An 18180-nucleotide genomic window follows, 5' to 3' on the forward strand; every position below is an offset into this window, starting at 1 on the left:
ACGACCGGCGCCGCGCCCCTGGTTCGGCCCCAGACGCACGGCGGCGCCCCCGGGAGGCTCTGGAGTCCCGGGGGCGCCGTCCACCTCCGCCCCTGACAGGGGCCGGCCGGTTCAGGGGGCGAAGGGGGCCAGCGGGTTGTCGAGTTCGCCGATCAGCTGGAGCGCGGCCGAGGGGTCGGTGAGGTCGACCATCTGCTGGTTGTTCCGCAGTTGGAGCCGGTTGAGGCAGGACAGCGCGAAGGTCGGCGCGAACAGGTCGTACCGGGCGAACTTCTCGGCCAGTTCGGGCGCGGACTCCTGGTAGTCGCGCACGCACCGGGCGACAGCACCCCAGAACGTCTCCTCGGACAGCCGGCCCTCGGTGACCAGGTTCGCGGAGAGGAAGCGCAGGAAGCAGTCGACGACATCGGTGAAGACCGACAGCGGTTTCTGGTCCTCGGGCACGTCCACCCGGACCCGCTCGACACCCGGCGGCAGCACCGCCGAGGGGTCCATGACCGCGATCTCCTCCGCGAGGTCCTTGAAGATCGCGCGGCGCACCTCGCCGTCCTCGATCACCAGGATCACGTTCTCGCCGTGCGGCATGAACACGAGGTCGTACGCGTAGAAGCAGTGCAGCAGCGGGGTGAGGTACGCGTGCAGGTAGGAGCGCAGCCACGCGGCCGGGGTCAGGCCCGACTCGTCGATCAGGGCGCCCGCGAAGGAGGCTCCGGAGCGGTCGACGTGGAGCAACGAGGCCATCGTCGCGAGGCGTTCGCCGCCGCGCAGCCGCTCGACGGGGCTCTCGCGCCACAGTGCGGCGAGCATCTTGCGGTACGGCGAGTAGCGGTCGGTCGCGGCCTCGAACTGGAGGTGCCGGTAGCCCACGGCGGCCTCCTCGCGCAGCACGCTCAGACCGGTCTCGCGCAGCACCGGATCGCCCTCGACGAGCTGGGCGAGCCAGTCGTTGATCGCCGGGGTCGCCTCCATGTACGCCGCCGAAAGGCCGCGCATGAAGCCCATGTTGAGCACCGAGAGCGCCGTCTTGACGTAGTGCTTCGTGGGCGCGCTGACGTTGAAGAAGGTGCGGATGGACTGCTGCGCGAGGTACTCGTCCCCGCCGGTGCCCAGCACCACGAGGTGCTCGCGGGCCACCTCGGAGGCGAAGGTCACCGACAGCTTGTTCCACCACTGCCAGGGGTGCACGGGCATGAGCAGGTAGTCGTCCGGGTCCAGGCCCCGCCCGGTGAGCACCGCCGCGAACCGCTCCAGCGTCGCATCGCCCAGCTCGGCGCGGAAGAAGGACTCGTACGTGATGCCCGCGCCGGCCGTGAACGCGGCCCGGTCCCTGCGCGCCGCGAGCCACACGAGGTGGACCGGGCTCGCCGTCTCCGGGGCGTACGACAGGTACTCGTGGACACCGAAGCCGATCCGCCCGTTGTTCGCGACGAAGCAGGGGTGGCCCTCGGTCATGCCGGTCTCGACGTCCTGAAAGCCGGAGCGCGCGAGTTCGGCGGAACTGACCTGCTTCTGCGCGTACTTGAAGCACAGGCCGGACACCGTGGAGGTGATCTCCTCCAGGTACACCGGCAGGATCTCCGCGCTCAGGCCCAGCGACTCGCGCAGCTCCACGCAGAAGTCCATGGCGTCGAGGGGGAGTTCGGCGCCCTCGCGGTGCCGGGTGATCGACTCGGCGGGGATCTGCCAGTGGTCCAGGGCCAGGCGCCGGGCGCGGAAGCGGTACTCGGTGCGGCCGTCGTCGCTGCGTACGAGGTAGGCGCCCGGCTCGTACTCCTCGGGGTGCAGCAGCCGTTCGTGGCCGAACTCGGCGAGCGCCTTGCGCACCACGTGCCGGTTGGCCTCGGCCCAGTGCTCGGGGGTCAGGTGGTCGACGGCGTCGGCGAGGCTCATCGGGCTCCTCCCGTGGCGGCGGCGAACTGCTCGCGGGTGCAGAAGCTGAGCAGCGCCTCCTTCTCCGGTTTGGTGATGCGGCGCGACTCCTCGAAACCGACGGCCTTGTTCAGCGCGTGCACGGCCGTGTTGCGCGCGTCGGGCTCCACGACGACACGGCGCACCGCGGGGTCGGAGAACAGGAACTCCATGACGGTGGTGATGACGGCGAGGGTGAACCCGTGCAGCGGCTGCCCGGCCGGGGCGGTCAGGAAGTGCATCCCGATGTCGCCGGGCTCCGGCTCGTACAGGCCGACGAGTTCGACGTGCGCCGGGTCGTAGCGCTCCACGAGGAAGGAGGGCTCGCCCTCCCGCAGGCCGAGGAAGGCGTCGTGGTGCTCGGCGGCGGCGATCGCGTGGTACTCGCGCTCCACCTCGGGCAGCGTCGCCCCGCCCATGAGCCAGAAGGAGGCCTTCGGGTGGGTGACCCAGCCGTGCAGCAGCTCCCCGTCGCTGTTGGGGTCCACGGGCCGCAGGGTGAACGCGCCGAGGGCGGGGTCGGCGCGGGTGAAGACGGGGGTGGGGGTGCTCATATCAGGGTGCCCTCCGGGGCGGCGAAATCCTGGAACGCGATGGACTTCTCGACCGGGTAGGGGGCGCGGCCGAGCAGCTCACCGATGATGTACGCGTTGCGGTACGCGCCCATGCCCAGGTCGGGCGAGGTGATGGAGTGGGTGTGCACCCCGGCGTTCTGGAGGAAGACACCGCCTCCGCTCATGTCGATGCTGTAGTTGCGTGCCACGTCGAAGCGGCCGTGCGTGTCCTTGCGCAGCCGGTCCTGGACGGGGGCGAGGAACTCGGGGACGCGGTAGCGGTACCCGGTCGCGAGGATCAGCCCCTCGGTGATCAGCTCGTAGTCCCGGCCCTGCTCCTCCTGGCGCAGCCCCAGCGTGTAGCGCCCGCTCTCCTCGTCGTACGAGGCCGAGTTGAGGGAGGTGTTGGTGAGCAGCCGGGTCGGCACCGGGCCCGCCACGTTCTTCTGGTAGAGCAGGTCGAAGATCTCGTTGACCAGGTCCCCGTCGATCCCCTTGAACAGCCCCTTCTGCTCGGTCTCCAGCCGGTAGCGGGTCTGTTCGGGCAGCGCGTGGAAGTAGTCGACGTACTCCGGGGAGGTCATCTCCAGCGTGAGCTTGGTGTACTCCAGCGGGAAGAACCGGGGGGAGCGGGTGACCCAGTTGAGCCGGTAGCCGTGGGTGTCGATCCCGGACAGCAGGTCCTGGTAGATCTCGGCGGCGCTCTGCCCGCTGCCGACGATCGTGAGGGACTCCTTGCTCAGCAGCTCCTCGCGGTGGTGCGTGTAACGGGAGTTGTGCAGGAAGTCCCCGCCCAGGCCCGCGCAGGCCTCCGGGACGTACGGGGGTGTGCCGGTGCCGAGGACGAGCCGCCGGGCGCGCGGGGTGTCGCCCCCGGCGGTGTGCACGGTGTACGTCTCGTCGGACTCGTCCCAGGTGACGCGGGTGACGGTCGTGCCGAAGCGGATGCTGCCGAGTTTCCCGGCCGCCCAGCGGCAGTAGTCGTTGTACTCGGCGCGCAGCGGATAGAAGTTCTCGCGGATGTAGAAGGCGTACAACCGCCCCGACTCTTTCAGGTAGTTGAGGAAGGAGTACGGGGAGGTCGGGTCGGCGAGGGTGACGAGGTCGGACAGGAAGGGGGTCTGGAGGTGGGCGCCGTCCAGGAACATCCCGGAGTGCCACTCGAAGTCGGGCTTCGACTCCAGGAAGAGGCCGTCGAGTTCGTCTATCGGCTCGGTCAGGCAGGCCAGGCCGAGGTTGAAGGGGCCGAGCCCGATGCCGATGAAGTCGTAGGGCTCGCCCGGGTCGCGTCGCGCGCGCGAGGGGAAGGGCCCGGTGGCGGTGTCAGGACGCGTGGACAAGGCTGTCTCCCAGGTACTGCTCGGCGTGGCCGGCGACGAGGTCGAGGACGGCGGCGATGTCGGCCACCGTGGTCTCGGGGTTGAGCAGGGTGAACTTCAGGTAGTGGCGTCCGCCGACGGTGGTCCCGGCGACGATGGCCTCCCCGGAGGCGAACAGGGCTTTGCGGGCGTACAGGTTGGCCCGGTCGATCCGGGCCGGATCGGCGACGGAGCCGGGGACGTAGCGGAACACCAGCGTCGAGAGCGTGGGCCGCACCACGACGTCGTACCGGGGGTCGGAGGCCATCAACGTCCATGCCTCGGCGGCCAGTTCGCACACCTCGTCGAAGAGCTGGCCGATGCCGTCGGCGCCCATCACGCGCAGCGTCATCCACAGTTTCAGCGCGTCGAAGCGGCGCGTGGTCTGGAGGGACTTGTCGACCTGGTTGGGGATGCGTTCCTCGACCGTGCGGCGCGGGTTGAGGTAGTCGGCGTAGTACGTCGCGTGCCGCAGGGTGGCCGCGTCGCGGACCAGGACGGCCGAGGAACTGACGGGCTGGAAGAAGGACTTGTGGTAGTCGACGGTGACCGAGTCGGCGCGCTCGATGCCGTCGATCAGGTGCCTGCGGGTGGGGGAGGCGAGCAGCCCGCAGCCGTACGCGGCGTCCACGTGCAGCCAGGTGCCGTGCCGGGCGCACAGTTCGGCGATCTCGGGCAGCGGGTCGATCGAGCCGAAGTCGGTGGTCCCGGCGGTCGCCACCACGGCCATCGGCACCAGCCCGTCGGCGACGCAGCGGTCGAGTTCGCGGGCGAGGGCCACGGTCTGCATGCGCTTGTCGCGGTCGCAGGGGACGGAGACCACGGCGTCCGGTTCCAGGCCGAGGAGTTTCGCCGACTTCTTGACGCTGAAGTGGCTGACCTCGGAGGCGAAGACGCGCAGGGCGCGGGGGTGGGCCTTGGCCTCCTCGCGGGCCAGCAGCAGCGCCTGGAGGTTGGACTGCGTACCGCCGCTGGTGAACACCCCGTCGGCGCCCGGGCCGAGGCCGATCCGCCCGGCGGTCCAGTCGATGAGCCGGCGCTCGATGAGCGTGCCGCCCGCGGACTGGTCCCACGTGTCGAGCGAGGAGTTGACGGCGGACAGGACGGCCTCGCCGAGCACCGCCGGGATGACCACCGGGCAGTTGAGGTGGGCGAGGTAGCGGGGGTGGTGGAAGTAGACGGCGTCGCGCAGGTACAGCGTCTCCAGCTCGTCGAGGGCGGCGGCGCTGTCGTGCAGCGGGCTGTCGAGGTCGACGGCGTCGATCCGGGGAGCGAGCTGGTCGGGGGTGGCACCCGTGAAGGGGCGGCGGGTCCCGGCGAGCCGTGCTGCCACGCGCTCGACACCTTCGGTGACGGAGCGGCGGTAGCCCTCCGCGTTCAGGTCGTTCAGGAGCTGGGACCTGGGCGCGAGAAGACTCATGGAAACGGTCCTCCTGGGTGAGGGGACGGAGCGGGGGGCTGGACTTAGGTAAGGCTAACCTAACATCGAGATCGCGGCGGCCCGTGCCGGGGGTCTGTCCGAAACCTGTCGCCCCGTCAGGTCCGCACCCGGGTGAAAGGGGGCGGAACGCCGCCCGAACTGGCCTTCGTGCCACCGGACATGACGAGAAGCCGCCGGTGCCCCGGCGGTCTCTCGCGGCTCTCCTAGTCGGTTTCCTGCCGCACCGCGCTCGCGCGCAACTGCTCCTCGCTCATCCCGCGTTTCCAGTACCCGGTGAAGGTGACGGAGCGCCGGTCGAGTCCGCGCTCGCGCACGAGGTGCCGGCGCAGGGCGCGCACGGTGCCGGACTCGCCCGCGATCCACGCGTACGGCGCGGTGCCGCGCAACCGGTGGGCGCGCAGCGCCGCGAGGCTGTCCGGGGTACCTGGGGTGGTGCGCGGCAGCCAGGTGACGCGGGCGTCGGCGGCCGTGGTGAGCGGGATGCGGCCGGCCTCGTCCCCGACCTCGATCCACACGTCGGCGGGCAGCCCGGGCGGCAGCGCCTCCAGGATCGCGGCGGCGGCCGGCAGGGCCGTCTCGTCGGCCCACAGGACGAGCGAGTCGGCCTCGGCCGGCGGCCGGAAGCGGACGGCGCTGTTGTCGCGGATCGCGGGTCCGAGGACCAGGACCCGGTCGCCCGCGACGGCCGAGGCCGCCCAGCGCGAAGCGGGGCCGCCGTCCCCGTGCAGCGCGAAGTCGATGTCGATCTCCGTCCCGCCCTCCGGGGTGACCCGCCGGCCGCGCAGGGTGTACGAGCGCATGACGGCCCGTACGTCCTCCGGCAGTTCGCGCCACGCCGCGAACCAGCCCTCGCCCGCCTCGGCCGGGACCACCGGCTCCCGCTGTCCGGGGTGCGGCAGGAAGAGGGACAGCGACTGGTCGCGGCCACCGGAGGCGAAACCCCCGACGGGCGCGCAGCCCGCGGGGACCGGCCCCGGCGGCGCCCCGAGACGGACCCGCAGGAGTGAGGGGCTCAGCCGCTCCGTACGGCGCACCGCGAAGGCGAAGAACCGGAACGGGACGGCCGGTCCGGCCCCGGGTCCACGATGCGGCGCACCGGTGGCGGGAGCGGCGGCCGGGCGGTGGACGGTCGTCGTGTCGACGGCGGTCAAGTGCGGACCTCCTGCGGGTGCGGTGCGCGGCGGACAGTCTCTCGCGAGGAACCGGTGACGGCCGGGAAGGTTAGCCTAACCTTAGATTCGCTCGTTGGGGAGAGGGCCCTCGCGCACACCAGTCCCCCCGGTCACCCGAGGGGGGCCGACTTCACGCCCGGGGGTGCCGGGGCGCCGCTCAGTCGCAGTCGTCGTCCACCGGCGTGAACGTGAGCTTCCCGCCCACCGGGGTGCCCTGCGCCTTGCGGTAGACGTCCCGCTTCACCTCGTACCAGACACGGTCCCTGGCGCGGTCGCCGCCCACGTCGTTCAGGGCGACGCACCACAGGTCCTTGTCGTGCGTGTGACAGCGCGTGGAGGAACTCTTCCGCGACGTCGACTTGCGGGACTTCTTCGAGCACGTCCGCTCGTGGTCCACGCTGTGCCGGACCTCGGCACGCTTCCCGCTCACCGCCTTCTTCCCGCCCCCGCACGCGGACAGCGGCAGGACCAGCAGGAGCGTGAGCGAGGCGGCGGTGACGGTGGTGCGGACGGTACGGCGCATGGTTCCCCCTGGAGGTGGCGCACGGAGTGGTTCTGCCGTACAGGTCACCCGGGCGGCCCCGGAAGGTTGCGTTCCGGTGGTGGACAAACGCCGACGGGCAAAGCGCGGCTGCGGCCCTCGTCCCGCTGTCGTTGGTAGGTTCCCCGCCATGATCCGTAGAGCTGTCGTGCCCGCCGCCGGGATCGGGTCCCGGATGCTTCCCCTCACCAAGGCCATGCCCAAGGAGATGCTGCCGGTCGGCGACCGGCCGGTGATCGAGCACACCGTCCGGGAGCTGATCGACTCGGGCGTCACCGACATCACCGTCGTCGTCTCCGGCGGCAAGGGCCTCGTGCACGACCACTTCCGCCCGGACCCGGTGCTCGTGGGCCGGCTGCGCGCCGAGGGGCACGGCGACTACGCGGACGCCGTCGAGGAGATCGGTGAGCTCTCCCGCAGCGGCCACCTCACCTACCTCGACCAGCAGGGCCCCTACGGCAACGGCACGCCCGTGCTCAACGCGGCCCGCCACCTCGGCGACGAGCCGCTGCTCGTGCTGTGGCCCGACGACGTGTTCGTGGCCGAGGTGCCGAGGGCGCGTCAGCTCGTCGAGGCGTACGACACGACCGGCGGCCCGATCGTGGCGCTCATGGCGATGGAACCGGAGGAGTCGCGCCGCTACGGCGTCCCCGTCGTGGAGGAGGACCTCGGGAACGGGCTCATGCGCATCGCGGGCCTAGTCGAGAAGCCCGCGCCCGAGGACGCGCCCTCCTCCTTCGCGGCGGTCGGCGGATACGTCGTGACGCCGCAGATCATCGAGGAACTCCAGGCCATGACCGACCGCTGGTACGAGCGGCCCGAGGGCGAGATCTACCTCACCGACGCCTTCCACACCTGCGCGGCGCGGCACTCCGTGCACGGCAAGGTCATCCACGGCCGCTGGTACGACACGGGCAACCCCTCGGCGTACCTCACCGCCCAGTTCGCCCACGCCCTGGCCGACCCCGCGTACGGCCCCGCCCTGCGCGAACTGGCGCGCCAGAGCGAGCACCGGCAGGTCTGAACGGGCCGGGCGGGGCGGCGGTGGGCCCGAGGGCGGTCAGGCGACGGTCGAGTGCCCGCCGGGCCCGTGACGGGCCGTGAACGCGAACGAGGACGAGTCGCCGTCGAGGCCGATGGCGAGGGACGCGTCCAGGGCCTTCGCCAGCCGGGTCAGCAGGGGCAGGGCGGGCAGCGAGTCACCGCCTTCGATCGCGGAGATCTGCGGCTGGTTCATCCCCGCCCGCCTGGCCACCTCGGCCTGCGACAGCCCGAGTGCGGTGCGTCGATCGTGAACCGCCTGCCCCAGGGCCGGCGCGCGCACCCCCGGGTCCGCCACTCGGCGTGCTTCTCTGCCTCGCTCCTTGTCGTCCTCGTCGTCCCTCGTGGTCCGGTCGTAGGGGTGTGAGGCGGGGGAGTGCTCCGCCGCACACACCTCCCGAGCCGTCCGGAGGAGGCAGCGTACGGGGGAGGTGGGCGCCACGCACAAGGCGTCCGGACGTCCGTGCGCCGGTGGCGCGCGTATGCCACCCTCGCCCCGAGAGGCCCCGAGAGGCCCCGAGAGGCCCCGAGAGGCCCCGAGAGGCCCCGAGAGGCCCCGAGAGGCCCCGAGAGGCCCCGAGAGGCCCCGAGGCCCCCGTGCCGGCTACGCCGCCGTCGGCAGCCCCAGTTCGCGGGCGATCAGTATGCGCTGGACCTCGCTCGTGCCCTCGCCGATCTCCAGGATCTTGGAGTCGCGCCACATGCGGGCCACCGGGTACTCGTTCATGAAGCCGTAGCCGCCGTGGATCTGGGTGGCCTCGCGGGCGTTGTCCACCGCGATCGTCGAGGAGTACAGCTTCGCGAGGGCCGCCTCCTTCTTGAAGGGCTCGCCCAGGGCCAGGCGGCTGGCCGCGTCGCGCCAGGCCAGGCGCGCGGTGTGCGCCTTCATCTCCATGTCGGCGATCTTGAACTGGACGGCCTGGTTCGCGCCGATCGGGCGGCCGAAGGCGTGCCGTTCCTTCGCGTACTTCACCGACTCGTCCACGCAGCCCTGCGCGAGCCCCGTCGCGAGCGCCGCGATGGCCACCCGGCCCTCGTCCAGGATGCGCAGGAACTGGGCGTAGCCCCGGCCCTGTTCGCCCAGCAGGTTCGCGGCGGGGACCCGTACGTCCTGGAAGGACAGCTCTCTCGTGTCGGAGGCGTTCCAGCCGACCTTCGAGTAGGGCGCGGCCACCGTGAACCCCGGCGTGCCCGAGGGCACGATGATCGCTGAGATGCGCGGGGCGCCGTCCTCCTTGCGCCCGGTGACGGCCGTGACGGTGACCAGGCCCGTGATGTCGGTGCCCGAGTTGGTGATGAAGCACTTCGAGCCGTTGATCACCCACTCGCCGCTCGCCTCGTCCAGGACGGCCGTCGTCCGGGTGCCGCCCGCGTCGGAGCCCGCGCCCGGCTCGGTCAGCCCGAAACCGCCCAGCACCTCGCCCGCGCACAGCTTCGGCAGCCACGCGCGCTTCTGCTCCTCGGTGCCGAACAGGTGGATCGGCATCGCGCCGAGCGAGACGCCCGCCTCCAGGGTGATGGCCACCGAGGAGTCGACGCGGGCCAGTTCCTCCAGCGCGATGCCGAGCGCGAGGTAGTCGCCGCCCATCCCGCCGTACTCCTCGGGGAAGGGCAGCCCGAACAGGCCCATCCGCCCCATCTCGCGGACGATCTCGTAGGGGAACTCGTGCCGTTCGTAGAAGTCCCCGATCTTCGGGGCGACGACCTCGTGCGCGAACTCCTCGACGGTGCGACGGAGTTCCTCGTGCTCGGCGGAGAGGCGGTGGTCCAGGGACATGCGGCGTGCTCCTTGGGGAGAGGGGACGATCAGGCGGGGCCGAGGGCGCGGACCGTGCGGGAGGGGGAGGGGCGGCCCAGGTGCTCGGCCATCCACCGGCTGGTCGAGACGAGTGCGTCGAGGTCCACGCCGGTCTCGATGCCGAGGCCCCGCAGCATCCACACCAGGTCCTCGGTCGCGAGGTTGCCGGTCGCGCTCCTCGCGAAGGGGCAGCCGCCCAGGCCGCCCGCCGAGGCGTCCACCGTCGTCACCCCGTGCTGGAGCGCGGCCAGCGTGTTGGACAGGGCCTGCCCGTACGTGTCGTGGAAGTGCACGCCGATCCGGCCGGTCGCCACGCCCGCCGTGTTGAGCGCGCTCAGCAGCGCCGTCACGTGGCCCGGGGTCGCGACGCCGATCGTGTCGCCGAGGCTCAGTTCGTCGCAGCCCATGCCGAGCAGGGCGCGCGCGACCCGCACCACCCGCTCCACCGGCACGGCGCCCTCCCACGGGTCCCCGAAGCACATCGACAGATAGCCCCGGACGTGGCAGCCCGCCCCCTTGGCCCGCTCCACGACGGGGGCGAAGACGGCCAGGGACTCGTCCACGGTGCGGTTCAGGTTGGCCTTCGCGAAGCTCTCCGTGGCGCTCGCGAAGACCGCGACCCGGTCGGCCCCGAGGGCCAGCGCCCGCTCCAGGCCCCGCGCGTTCGGCACCAGCACCGGCAGCCGCACCCCGGCCCCGGACAGGTCCGCGAGGCGCGGGAACAGCTCCTCGGCGTCGGCGAGTTGCGGGACCCACTCGGGGCGGACGAAGCTCGTCGCCTCGATGGTGTCGAGACCGGCAGCGGCCAGCCGGTGCGCGAACTCGGCCTTCACCCCGGTCGGCACCGTCGCCTTCTCGTTCTGCAACCCGTCGCGCGCGCCCACCTCGTGGATACGGATCCGGGCGGGCAGCCCGGGCGCGGGCACGGTCATGGGCAGGGCGACCGCGCTCATGCCGGGACCTCCTCGCCCACGGGGCTGACGGCCTCGGCCGGGGCGGTGACGACCGCGAGGACCTCGTCCATCGCGACCGTGCTGCCCGCGCGCACCGCCAGCTCGGTGAGCGTCCCCCCGTGCGGGGCGCTGATCACGTGCTCCATCTTCATCGCCTCCACCACCAGCAGGCTCTGACCCGCGCTCACCACGTCGCCGACCTGCGCCTTCACCACCGTGACCGTGCCGGGCATCGGCGCCGTCAGCGCCTCGGCGCCCGGCCCGCCGCCCGCCGCGCGCAGCGCCGCGAGCACCGGATCGTGGTCCCGTACCTCCCACGCGTCGCCGTCCCGGCCCAGCCACTGCCCGGCCCGGACGAAACGCACGCGGCGCCCGTCCACGGTCACCGTGACCTCGGTGTCGGTGACCTCGGCGTCCGCCGGGGCCTCGTACGTCACGGGCTCCTCGCCCGGGACGCGCAGGGGGACGAGGAGCGGTTTCGCGGGGCCGCCCAGGCGCCAGCCGTCCAGGGCCGCGAACGGGTCGGGCGGACCGGCCTCGGCCGGGACGAGCGCCGCCGCGCGGACGGCCGCCGCCGCGAGGTACACCGCCTCGGGCACCTCGTCCGGGATCAGCCCGGCCGCCTCGCTCTCCACGAGGCCCGTGTCGAGGTCCCCCGACACGACCCGGGGATGGGCCAGCAGCCGGCGCACGAAACCCGCGTTGGTCGGCACGCCCAGCGTCACCGTGCGGGCGAGCGCGGCCCGCAGCCGGCGCAGCGCCGTCTCCCGGTCCGGGCCGTACGCGACGACCTTCGACAGCATCGGGTCGTAGGCGCTGCCGACCTCGACGCCCTCGCTCAGCCCCGAGTCGGTGCGCAGCCCGTCCCCGTCCGGCTCGCGGAGCGCGAGCACGGTGCCGCCGGAGGGCAGGAACTGGACGGTCCCGTCCAGCACGGTCACCGTCTCGGCGCAGATCCTGGCCTCCACCGCGTGACCGGTCAGCGCGATCTCGTCCTGCGTGAAGGGCAGCCGCTCCCCGGCCGCGACCCGCACCTGCCACTCGACCAGGTCCAGGCCCGTGACCAGCTCCGTCACCGGGTGCTCGACCTGGAGACGGGTGTTCATCTCCATGAAGCAGTACCCGGACGGGTCGTCGCCCGGCACGATGAACTCGACCGTGCCCGCGCCCGTGTAGCCGCACGAGCGGGCCGCCTGCACGGCCGCCTCGCCCATCGCCGCGCGGGTCGCCGCGTCGAGCAGGACCGAGGGCGCCTCCTCGACGATCTTCTGGTGCCTGCGCTGGAGCGAGCACTCGCGTTCGCCGAGGTGCACGACGTTGCCGTGGCCGTCGGCGAGGACCTGGATCTCGATGTGCCGGGGCCGTTCGATCCAGCGTTCCACGAGCAGCGTGTCGTCCCCGAAGGAGGACCGCGCCTCCCGGCGCGCGGCGGCGATCTCCTCGGCCAGCCGCGCTGGTTCGTGGACCAGCCGCATGCCCTTGCCGCCGCCGCCCGCCGAGGGCTTCAGCAGTACGGGCATGCCGATCTCCCGGGCCGCTTCGGCGAGTTCGGCGTCGCTCAGGCCGCTGCCCGAGGAGCCGGGCACGACGGGGACGCCCGCCGCCCGCACCGTCTCCTTCGCGTGGATCTTGTCGCCCATCAGCTCGACGGCCCCGGCGGGCGGCCCGATGAACACGAGTCCGGCCTCGGCGCAGGCCCGCGCGAAGCCCGCGTTCTCCGCGAGGAAGCCGTAGCCGGGGTGCACGGCCTGCGCCCCGCTCGCCCGGGCCGCCGTGAGCAGCGCGGGAATCGACAGGTAGCTCTCGGCGGCCGCAGCCGGGCCGATCCGCACCGCCTCGTCCGCCTCCCGTACGTGCCGGGCACCCGCGTCCGCGTCGCTGTACACCGCGACCGAGCGGATCCCGAGGGAGCGCAGGGTGCGGATCACGCGGACCGCGATCTCCCCCCGGTTGGCGATCAGAACCGTGTCGAACATGGCACCTCTCTCGGACTTCGCGGTATGTGCGGTGGCTGGGCTGGGGCGCGGGTCGCGGGGCCTGCTGCGGCCGGTCACATGCGGAAGATCCCGAACCCCGCCTCGCCCTTCTGCGGCAGCGGGGCGTGCGCGCAGGCGCTCAGGGCCAGGCCCAGCACCCGCCGGGTCTCCAGCGGGTCGATCACGCCGTCGTCCCAGAGCCGGGCCGTCGCGTAGTAGGCGTTGCCCTGCTCCTCGTACTGGGCGCGGACCGGGGCGCGGAACGCCTCCTCGTCCCCGGCGGACCACTCCTCGCCGCGCGCCTCCAGCTGGTCGCGCTTGACGGTCGCGAGAACCGAGGCGGCCTGCTCGCCGCCCATCACGGAGATCTTGGCGTTGGGCCACATCCACAGGAAGCGGGGGCTGTAGGCCCGGCCGCACATCGAGTAGTTGCCCGCCCCGTAGGACCCGCCGATCACGACGGTCAGCTTCGGGACGCGGGTCGTGGCGACGGCCGTCACCATCTTCGCGCCGTGCTTGGCGATGCCGCCCGCCTCGTAGTCGCGGCCGACCATGAAGCCGGAGACGTTCTGGAGGAAGAGCAGCGGGATCCCGCGCTGGTCGCACAGCTCGACGAAGTGCGCGCCCTTCTGCGCGGACTCCGAGAACAGGATCCCGTTGTTCGCGACGACGCCGACCGGATGCCCCTGGACGTGCGCGAAACCGGTCACGAGGGTCTGCCCGTACTCGGACTTGAACTCGTGGAACCGCGAACCGTCCACGACCCGGGCGATCACCTCGCGCACGTCGTACGGGGTCCTGGAGTCGGCGGGCACCGCGCCGTACAGGCCGTACGGGTCCACCTTCGGCTCCTCGGGGGCGCGCACCGCCCACGGGGAGGCGCCGCGCCCCGGCAGGGTCGCGACGATGTCGCGCACGATGCGCAGCGCGTGCGCGTCGTCCTCGGCGAGGTGGTCGGTGACGCCCGAGACCCGCGAGTGGACCTCGCCGCCGCCCAGCTCCTCGGCCGTGACGACCTCGCCGGTCGCGGCCTTCACGAGCGGCGGACCGCCCAGGAAGATCGTGCCCTGACCGCGCACGATGACGGCCTCGTCGCTCATCGCCGGGACGTACGCCCCGCCCGCCGTGCACGAGCCCATCACGGAGGCGATCTGCGGGATCCCCGCCGCCGACATGCGCGCCTGGTTGTAGAAGATCCGCCCGAAGTGCTCGCGGTCGGGGAACACCTCGTCCTGCATCGGCAGGAAGGCGCCGCCCGAGTCCACCAGGTACACGCAGGGCAGCCGGTTCTCCAGCGCCACCTCCTGCGCGCGCAGGTGCTTCTTCACCGTCATCGGGTAGTAGGTGCCGCCCTTGACGGTCGCGTCGTTCGCGACGACCACGCACACCCGCCCCGAGACCCTGCCGATCCCGGCCACCACCCCGGCGGCCGGGGCGGCGCCCCCGTACAGGTCCTCGGCCGCGAGCGGGGCCAGCTCCAGGAAGGGCGAACCGGGGTCGAGCAGTCCGTCCACCCGGTCGCGCGGCAGCAGCTTCCCGCGCGCCACGTGCCGCTCCCTGGCCCGCTCCCCGCCGCCGAGCCGGGCCCGGGCCAGCCGGTCGCGCAGCTCCGCGACGAGCGCGGTGTGCGCCGCCTCGTTGGCCCGCCAGGTCTCCGAGGAGGGATCGGCGGCGGTGCCCAGCACGGGCGCCCGCCACTCGGCGCCCCCCGAGGGAGAGCGCTCTGCCGTCGTCTGTTCCGCCATGCGGTCGAGCCCCCTCGCTGGCCGGGCCGCGCCGCCCGGCGGTTAGTGAGCGTTAACGTATGGCGCTCAGGTTAACGAGCGCTAACGGCCTTGTCTACAATGGCTTTTCATGAGCACCAGGCCAGTGGGCGCCGACGCGCCGACGAGACGGGACCAGATCCTCCAGGAGGCGGCCCGCCTCTTCGCCGCGCGCGGCTTCCACGGGGTCGGCGTCGACGAGATAGGCGCCGCCGTGGGCATCAGCGGCCCCGGGCTCTACCGCCACTTCCCGGGCAAGGACGCGATGCTCGCCGAACTGCTGGTCGGCATCAGCGAACGCCTGCTCGCGGGCGGCCGGGCCCGCTTCGGCTCCACCGGGGGCCCGCCCGAAGCGGTCCTCGACTCCCTCATCGCCGGTCACATCGACTTCGCCCTGGACGACCGCTCCCTGATCGTCCTGCACGACCGCGAGCTCGACCGCCTGCGCCCGGAGGACCGCCGCCGCGTGCGCCGCCTCCAGCGCGAGTACGTCGAACTGTGGGTGGAGGCCCTGCGCAAGGCCCGCCCCGACACCGCCGAACCCACCGCCCGCGCGACCGTCCACGCCGTCTTCGGCCTGCTCAACTCGACCCCGCACCAGCCGGGCGGCGAGGCGATGGGCCGCGAGGCGATGGCGGCCCTGCTGCACCGGCTGGCGCGGGGGGCTTTCGGGACGGTGTGAGGGGCCGCCGTGTCCCTACGGTGGCGGTCCTGCATCCGTATGGCGGCGGGCCCTATGTGCGTACGAGGAGATCCGCCCGCCCCCGGTACCGCTCCACGAGCCGCGCGTTGGCCTCGTCCGAAGCGGCGACCCAGCGTTCGGCGTCCGCCGGGGACTTCCCGAACCGCACGTGGCGGGCCACGAGCCGCCGCACCCGGACCTCCGGCTCGGGCGCGAGGAACCACGCCTCGTCCAGCAGGCCCCGCACGCCGGCCCAGGGCCCCTCGTCCACGAGCAGGTAGTTGCCCTCGGTGACGACGAGCGGGACCTCGGCGGGGACGGCCACGGACCCGGCCACGGGCTCCTCCAGGGCGCGGTCGAAGGCGGGCGCGTACACCACCTCGCCCGGGACCGGCGCGCGCAGCCGCCGCAGCAGGGCCAGGTACCCGGCGGCGTCGAAGGTGTCGGGCGCGCCCTTCCGCCCGGCCCGCCCCAGCCGCTCCAGTTCGGCCTGCGCGAGATGGAACCCGTCCATCGGCACGAGCACCGCGTCCGCGCCCAGCCCCGCCACGAGCCGCTGCGCGAGCGTCGACTTCCCCGCCCCGGGCGCCCCGGCGATCCCCAGCACCCGCCGCCGCCCGGGAACGACGAGACGCCGGGCGCGGTCCACCAGGTGACCGGGGGAGGGGGAAGGGGAGGGGCGAGGGGGCATGCGCGGCATTGTGCCCGCCGGACTACTTGCGCGTCAGCACGGCCGGGTCCAGCTCCACGGGGTACGGAGCCGTGAGGCGGCTCGTCGCACCGGGGAGCGCGGTGGTCACTTCCCGGTAGCGCCCGCCCTCCAGTTCGTGGATCACGAGCAGGGGCGCGGGAGCGAGCTCCAGCCGCCAGAAGTGCGGAATGGCGGCTTCGGCGTAGAGGAACGGCTTGACCTTGCGGTCCATGGACCGGTTGCCGGGGGAGACCACGTCGACCACGAGCCGCACGGCCTCCGCGTCCAGGCTCACGGGGTCGTCGTCGGTGGCGGCGCTGTCCACGACGACGAGGTCGGGGACGGTGAGACCGGAGGGAAGGACGACGTTGACGGCCTCCAGGACCTCCACCGGGGCCCCGGCCGCCAGGGCGGCGGCGCGCAGGAGAGTGTGCAGGTGGTACGAGGCCCGCTGATGGCGGATTCCGGGCGCAGGTGACACGACGAGGGACTCCCACATGAGTTCGTAACGGTTCGCCCTGTCCTCGGGGAGAGCCAGAACGTCGGCGACCGTCCAGGGCCCGGTGTGGTCCATGGCGACACTCATCCCTGTACGCCTCCTCTTCCGGTCGGCGGCCTGCGCATGCCTCCGGCGGGTGTGGTCCCAGCGTACGAGGTCCTGGCTCGGTTCTCTGCTGAGAACCCGGCGCGGGCGATACCTCGTACGCAGGTGCGGCCCCCGCGCGTAGAGTCGGTCCCGGCCCGATTCACCACCCCCGGAGGTGCCCCATGACCGCTTTCATCCCGCTCGGGGAGCTGACGGCCGGTCCGCCGCCGGAGGCCGAGCCCGAGCCCGTGGGGATGGACCCCGTCGTGGACGGCGAGGACGAGCTGGACGAGGACGAGATGGCCGCGCTCATGGTGTCGACCCGGGCGCAGCGGCCGCGCGGCGGGGACGGGGCCTGCTCGGTGTGACGAGGGCGTCGTGCCCTCGCCGGGCGCACGCCCCCGGAGGGTCCGCGCGCCGCCGCCGTCCGCTCTGGACACCCGCAATACGTACGGGTAACTTCAAGGTGAGCGGGCGCTTAGTATGTCCCGGCGCCCCGCCTGTGCACGTACCGCGCGGACCGGCCCCGTCGGCCGCCGAAGGAGGGTGGCGTCAGTGCGCCGTACCGTTTACAACGAGGACCACGAGGCGTTCCGGGAGACCATCCGGGCCTTCATCGAGGGCGAGGTCGTCCCGGTCCACGAGGAGTGGCTGGCCGCCGGGCAGGCGCCGCGCGACTTCTACTACAAGCTCGGTGAGCTGGGCATCTTCGGCATCGAGGTGCCCGAGGAGTACGGCGGGGCCGGCGAGGAGTCCTTCAAGTTCCAGGCGATCCTGAGCGAGGAGACGGCGCGCGCGGGCGTGTCCTTCGGCGGTTCGGGCGTGCACGTCGCGCTGTGCCTGCCCTACCTCAAGGCGTACGCCACCGAGGACCAGAAGAAGCGCTGGCTGCCGGACTTCGTGGCGGGCCGCACCATGTTCGCCATCGCCATGACCGAGCCCGGCACCGGCTCCGACCTGGCCGGGATGAAGACGACGGCGAAGCTGTCCGAGGACGGCACGCACTACGTCCTCGACGGCGCGAAGACCTTCATCACCGGCGGGGTGCACGCCGACCGCGTCATCGTGTGCGCGCGCACCGCCCCGCCGAAGGAGGACGACCGCCGCTTCGGCATCTCGCTGCTGGTCGTGGACACCACGTCCGAGGGCTACGCGGTGGGCCGCAAGCTCGACAAGCTGGGCCTGCGGACCTCGGACACGGCCGAGCTGTCGTTCAGCGACGTCAAGGTCCCCGTCGAGGACCTGCTCGGCGAGGAGAACAAGGGCTTCTCCTACCTCGGCCAGAACCTCCCGCAGGAGCGCCTCGGCATCGCCGTCGGCGCCTACGCGCAGGCCGCCGCCGCCATCCGCTTCGCCCAGAGCTACGTGCAGGACCGCACGGTGTTCGGCAAGCCGGTCGCCGCGTTCCAGAACACCAAGTTCGAACTGGCCGCCTGCAAGGCCGAGGTCGACGCCGCCGAGGCCGTCGTGGACCGGGCCCTGGAGGCCCACGACCGCCGCGAGCTGACCGCCGCCGAGGCCGCGAGCGCCAAGCTGTTCTGCACCGAGGTCGCCGCCCGCGTCATCGACCGCTGCCTCCAGCTGCACGGCGGCTACGGCTACATGAACGAGTACCCGATCGCCCGCCTGTACGCCGACAACCGCGTCAACCGGATCTACGGCGGCACCAGCGAGGTCATGAAGATGATCATCGCCAAGAGCATGGGCCTCTGACCG

At 72.6% G+C, this 18180-nt stretch carries 16 protein-coding genes and 1 pseudogene; 4 read left to right on the forward strand and 13 right to left on the reverse strand.

Features of this window, described 5'->3' with window-relative positions:
* Positions 1-111: 111 nt before the first annotated feature.
* The 6 genes from AB0J21_RS06805 to AB0J21_RS06830 all read right to left on the reverse strand — a co-directional run bounded on the left by AB0J21_RS06805 (position 112) and on the right by AB0J21_RS06830 (position 6956).
* Complete coding sequence (locus tag AB0J21_RS06805) at positions 112-1890, reverse strand: IucA/IucC family siderophore biosynthesis protein (RefSeq protein WP_363144770.1); 1779 nt, start codon at positions 1888-1890, stop codon at positions 112-114.
* A complete protein-coding gene (locus AB0J21_RS06810; protein WP_363144771.1) occupies positions 1887-2462 on the reverse strand; it encodes a GNAT family N-acetyltransferase in 576 nt (191 codons plus the stop codon). The genes AB0J21_RS06805 and AB0J21_RS06810 overlap by 4 nt, the downstream gene beginning before the upstream one ends.
* Positions 2459-3724 (reverse strand): SidA/IucD/PvdA family monooxygenase, encoded by a 1266-nt coding sequence (locus AB0J21_RS06815; RefSeq protein ID WP_363145205.1) that lies wholly within the window; start codon positions 3722-3724, stop codon positions 2459-2461. The genes AB0J21_RS06810 and AB0J21_RS06815 overlap by 4 nt, the downstream gene beginning before the upstream one ends.
* A gap of 61 nt (positions 3725-3785) precedes the next feature.
* Positions 3786-5240 carry an aspartate aminotransferase family protein gene (locus tag AB0J21_RS06820; RefSeq protein ID WP_363144772.1) on the reverse strand — a complete coding sequence of 485 codons (1455 nt, stop codon included), beginning with the start codon at positions 5238-5240 and terminating at the stop codon, positions 3786-3788.
* 224 nt (positions 5241-5464) lie between these two features.
* On the reverse strand, positions 5465-6295 hold the full coding sequence (locus tag AB0J21_RS06825) for a siderophore-interacting protein (RefSeq protein ID WP_363145207.1): 831 nt from the start codon (positions 6293-6295) through the stop codon (positions 5465-5467).
* A 295-nt stretch (positions 6296-6590) separates the two neighbouring features.
* Positions 6591-6956 (reverse strand): hypothetical protein, encoded by a 366-nt coding sequence (locus AB0J21_RS06830; protein ID WP_363144773.1) that lies wholly within the window; start codon positions 6954-6956, stop codon positions 6591-6593.
* A gap of 148 nt (positions 6957-7104) precedes the next feature.
* Here AB0J21_RS06830 and AB0J21_RS06835 point away from each other — a divergent pair, with 148 nt between their 5' ends.
* Positions 7105-7998 (forward strand): sugar phosphate nucleotidyltransferase, encoded by an 894-nt coding sequence (locus AB0J21_RS06835; protein ID WP_363144774.1) that lies wholly within the window; start codon positions 7105-7107, stop codon positions 7996-7998.
* 36 nt (positions 7999-8034) lie between these two features.
* Here the strand turns inward: AB0J21_RS06835 and AB0J21_RS06840 are convergent.
* From AB0J21_RS06840 to AB0J21_RS06860, 5 genes and pseudogenes are all read right to left on the reverse strand, one after another.
* Positions 8035-8283 (reverse strand): annotated as a pseudogene (locus AB0J21_RS06840) (helix-turn-helix transcriptional regulator); the annotation flags it as partial.
* Between the two features lie 336 nt (positions 8284-8619).
* Positions 8620-9792, reverse strand: coding sequence for an acyl-CoA dehydrogenase family protein (locus AB0J21_RS06845; RefSeq protein WP_363144775.1), 1173 nt, complete (start codon positions 9790-9792; stop codon positions 8620-8622).
* Between the two features lie 29 nt (positions 9793-9821).
* Positions 9822-10766, reverse strand: a complete 945-nt coding sequence (locus tag AB0J21_RS06850) for a hydroxymethylglutaryl-CoA lyase (RefSeq protein ID WP_363144776.1) — start codon at positions 10764-10766, stop codon at positions 9822-9824.
* On the reverse strand, positions 10763-12742 hold the full coding sequence (locus tag AB0J21_RS06855; protein ID WP_363144777.1) for a biotin carboxylase N-terminal domain-containing protein: 1980 nt from the start codon (positions 12740-12742) through the stop codon (positions 10763-10765). Before AB0J21_RS06855 ends, AB0J21_RS06850 begins: the two co-directional genes overlap by 4 nt.
* A 74-nt stretch (positions 12743-12816) precedes the next feature.
* Positions 12817-14487 carry a carboxyl transferase domain-containing protein gene (locus AB0J21_RS06860; RefSeq protein WP_363144778.1) on the reverse strand — a complete coding sequence of 557 codons (1671 nt, stop codon included), beginning with the start codon at positions 14485-14487 and terminating at the stop codon, positions 12817-12819.
* Positions 14488-14596: 109 nt separating this feature from the next.
* On the opposite strand from AB0J21_RS06860, the gene AB0J21_RS06865 reads away from it, so the two are divergent.
* Positions 14597-15187, forward strand: coding sequence for a TetR/AcrR family transcriptional regulator (locus AB0J21_RS06865; protein WP_363144779.1), 591 nt, complete (start codon positions 14597-14599; stop codon positions 15185-15187).
* 52 nt (positions 15188-15239) lie between these two features.
* On the opposite strand, the gene AB0J21_RS06870 is transcribed toward AB0J21_RS06865, so the two are convergent.
* Together AB0J21_RS06870 and AB0J21_RS06875 are read right to left on the reverse strand one after the other, a co-directional pair.
* A complete protein-coding gene (locus AB0J21_RS06870) occupies positions 15240-15878 on the reverse strand; it encodes a nucleoside/nucleotide kinase family protein (RefSeq protein ID WP_363144780.1) in 639 nt (212 codons plus the stop codon).
* 22 nt (positions 15879-15900) lie between these two features.
* A complete protein-coding gene (locus AB0J21_RS06875; RefSeq protein ID WP_363144781.1) occupies positions 15901-16464 on the reverse strand; it encodes a Uma2 family endonuclease in 564 nt (187 codons plus the stop codon).
* 182 nt (positions 16465-16646) lie between these two features.
* Here AB0J21_RS06875 and AB0J21_RS06880 point away from each other — a divergent pair, with 182 nt between their 5' ends.
* Together AB0J21_RS06880 and AB0J21_RS06885 are read left to right on the forward strand one after the other, a co-directional pair.
* Positions 16647-16832, forward strand: a complete 186-nt coding sequence (locus AB0J21_RS06880; protein ID WP_363144782.1) for a hypothetical protein — start codon at positions 16647-16649, stop codon at positions 16830-16832.
* A gap of 187 nt (positions 16833-17019) precedes the next feature.
* Entirely contained in the window at positions 17020-18177 is a 1158-nt protein-coding gene (locus tag AB0J21_RS06885) for an acyl-CoA dehydrogenase family protein (RefSeq protein WP_363144783.1), read from the forward strand.
* Positions 18178-18180: the final 3 nt, after the last annotated feature.

Origin of the sequence: Streptomyces sp. NPDC049954 (assembly GCF_040656295.1) — a bacterium.
Classification (GTDB): domain Bacteria; phylum Actinomycetota; class Actinomycetes; order Streptomycetales; family Streptomycetaceae; genus Streptomyces.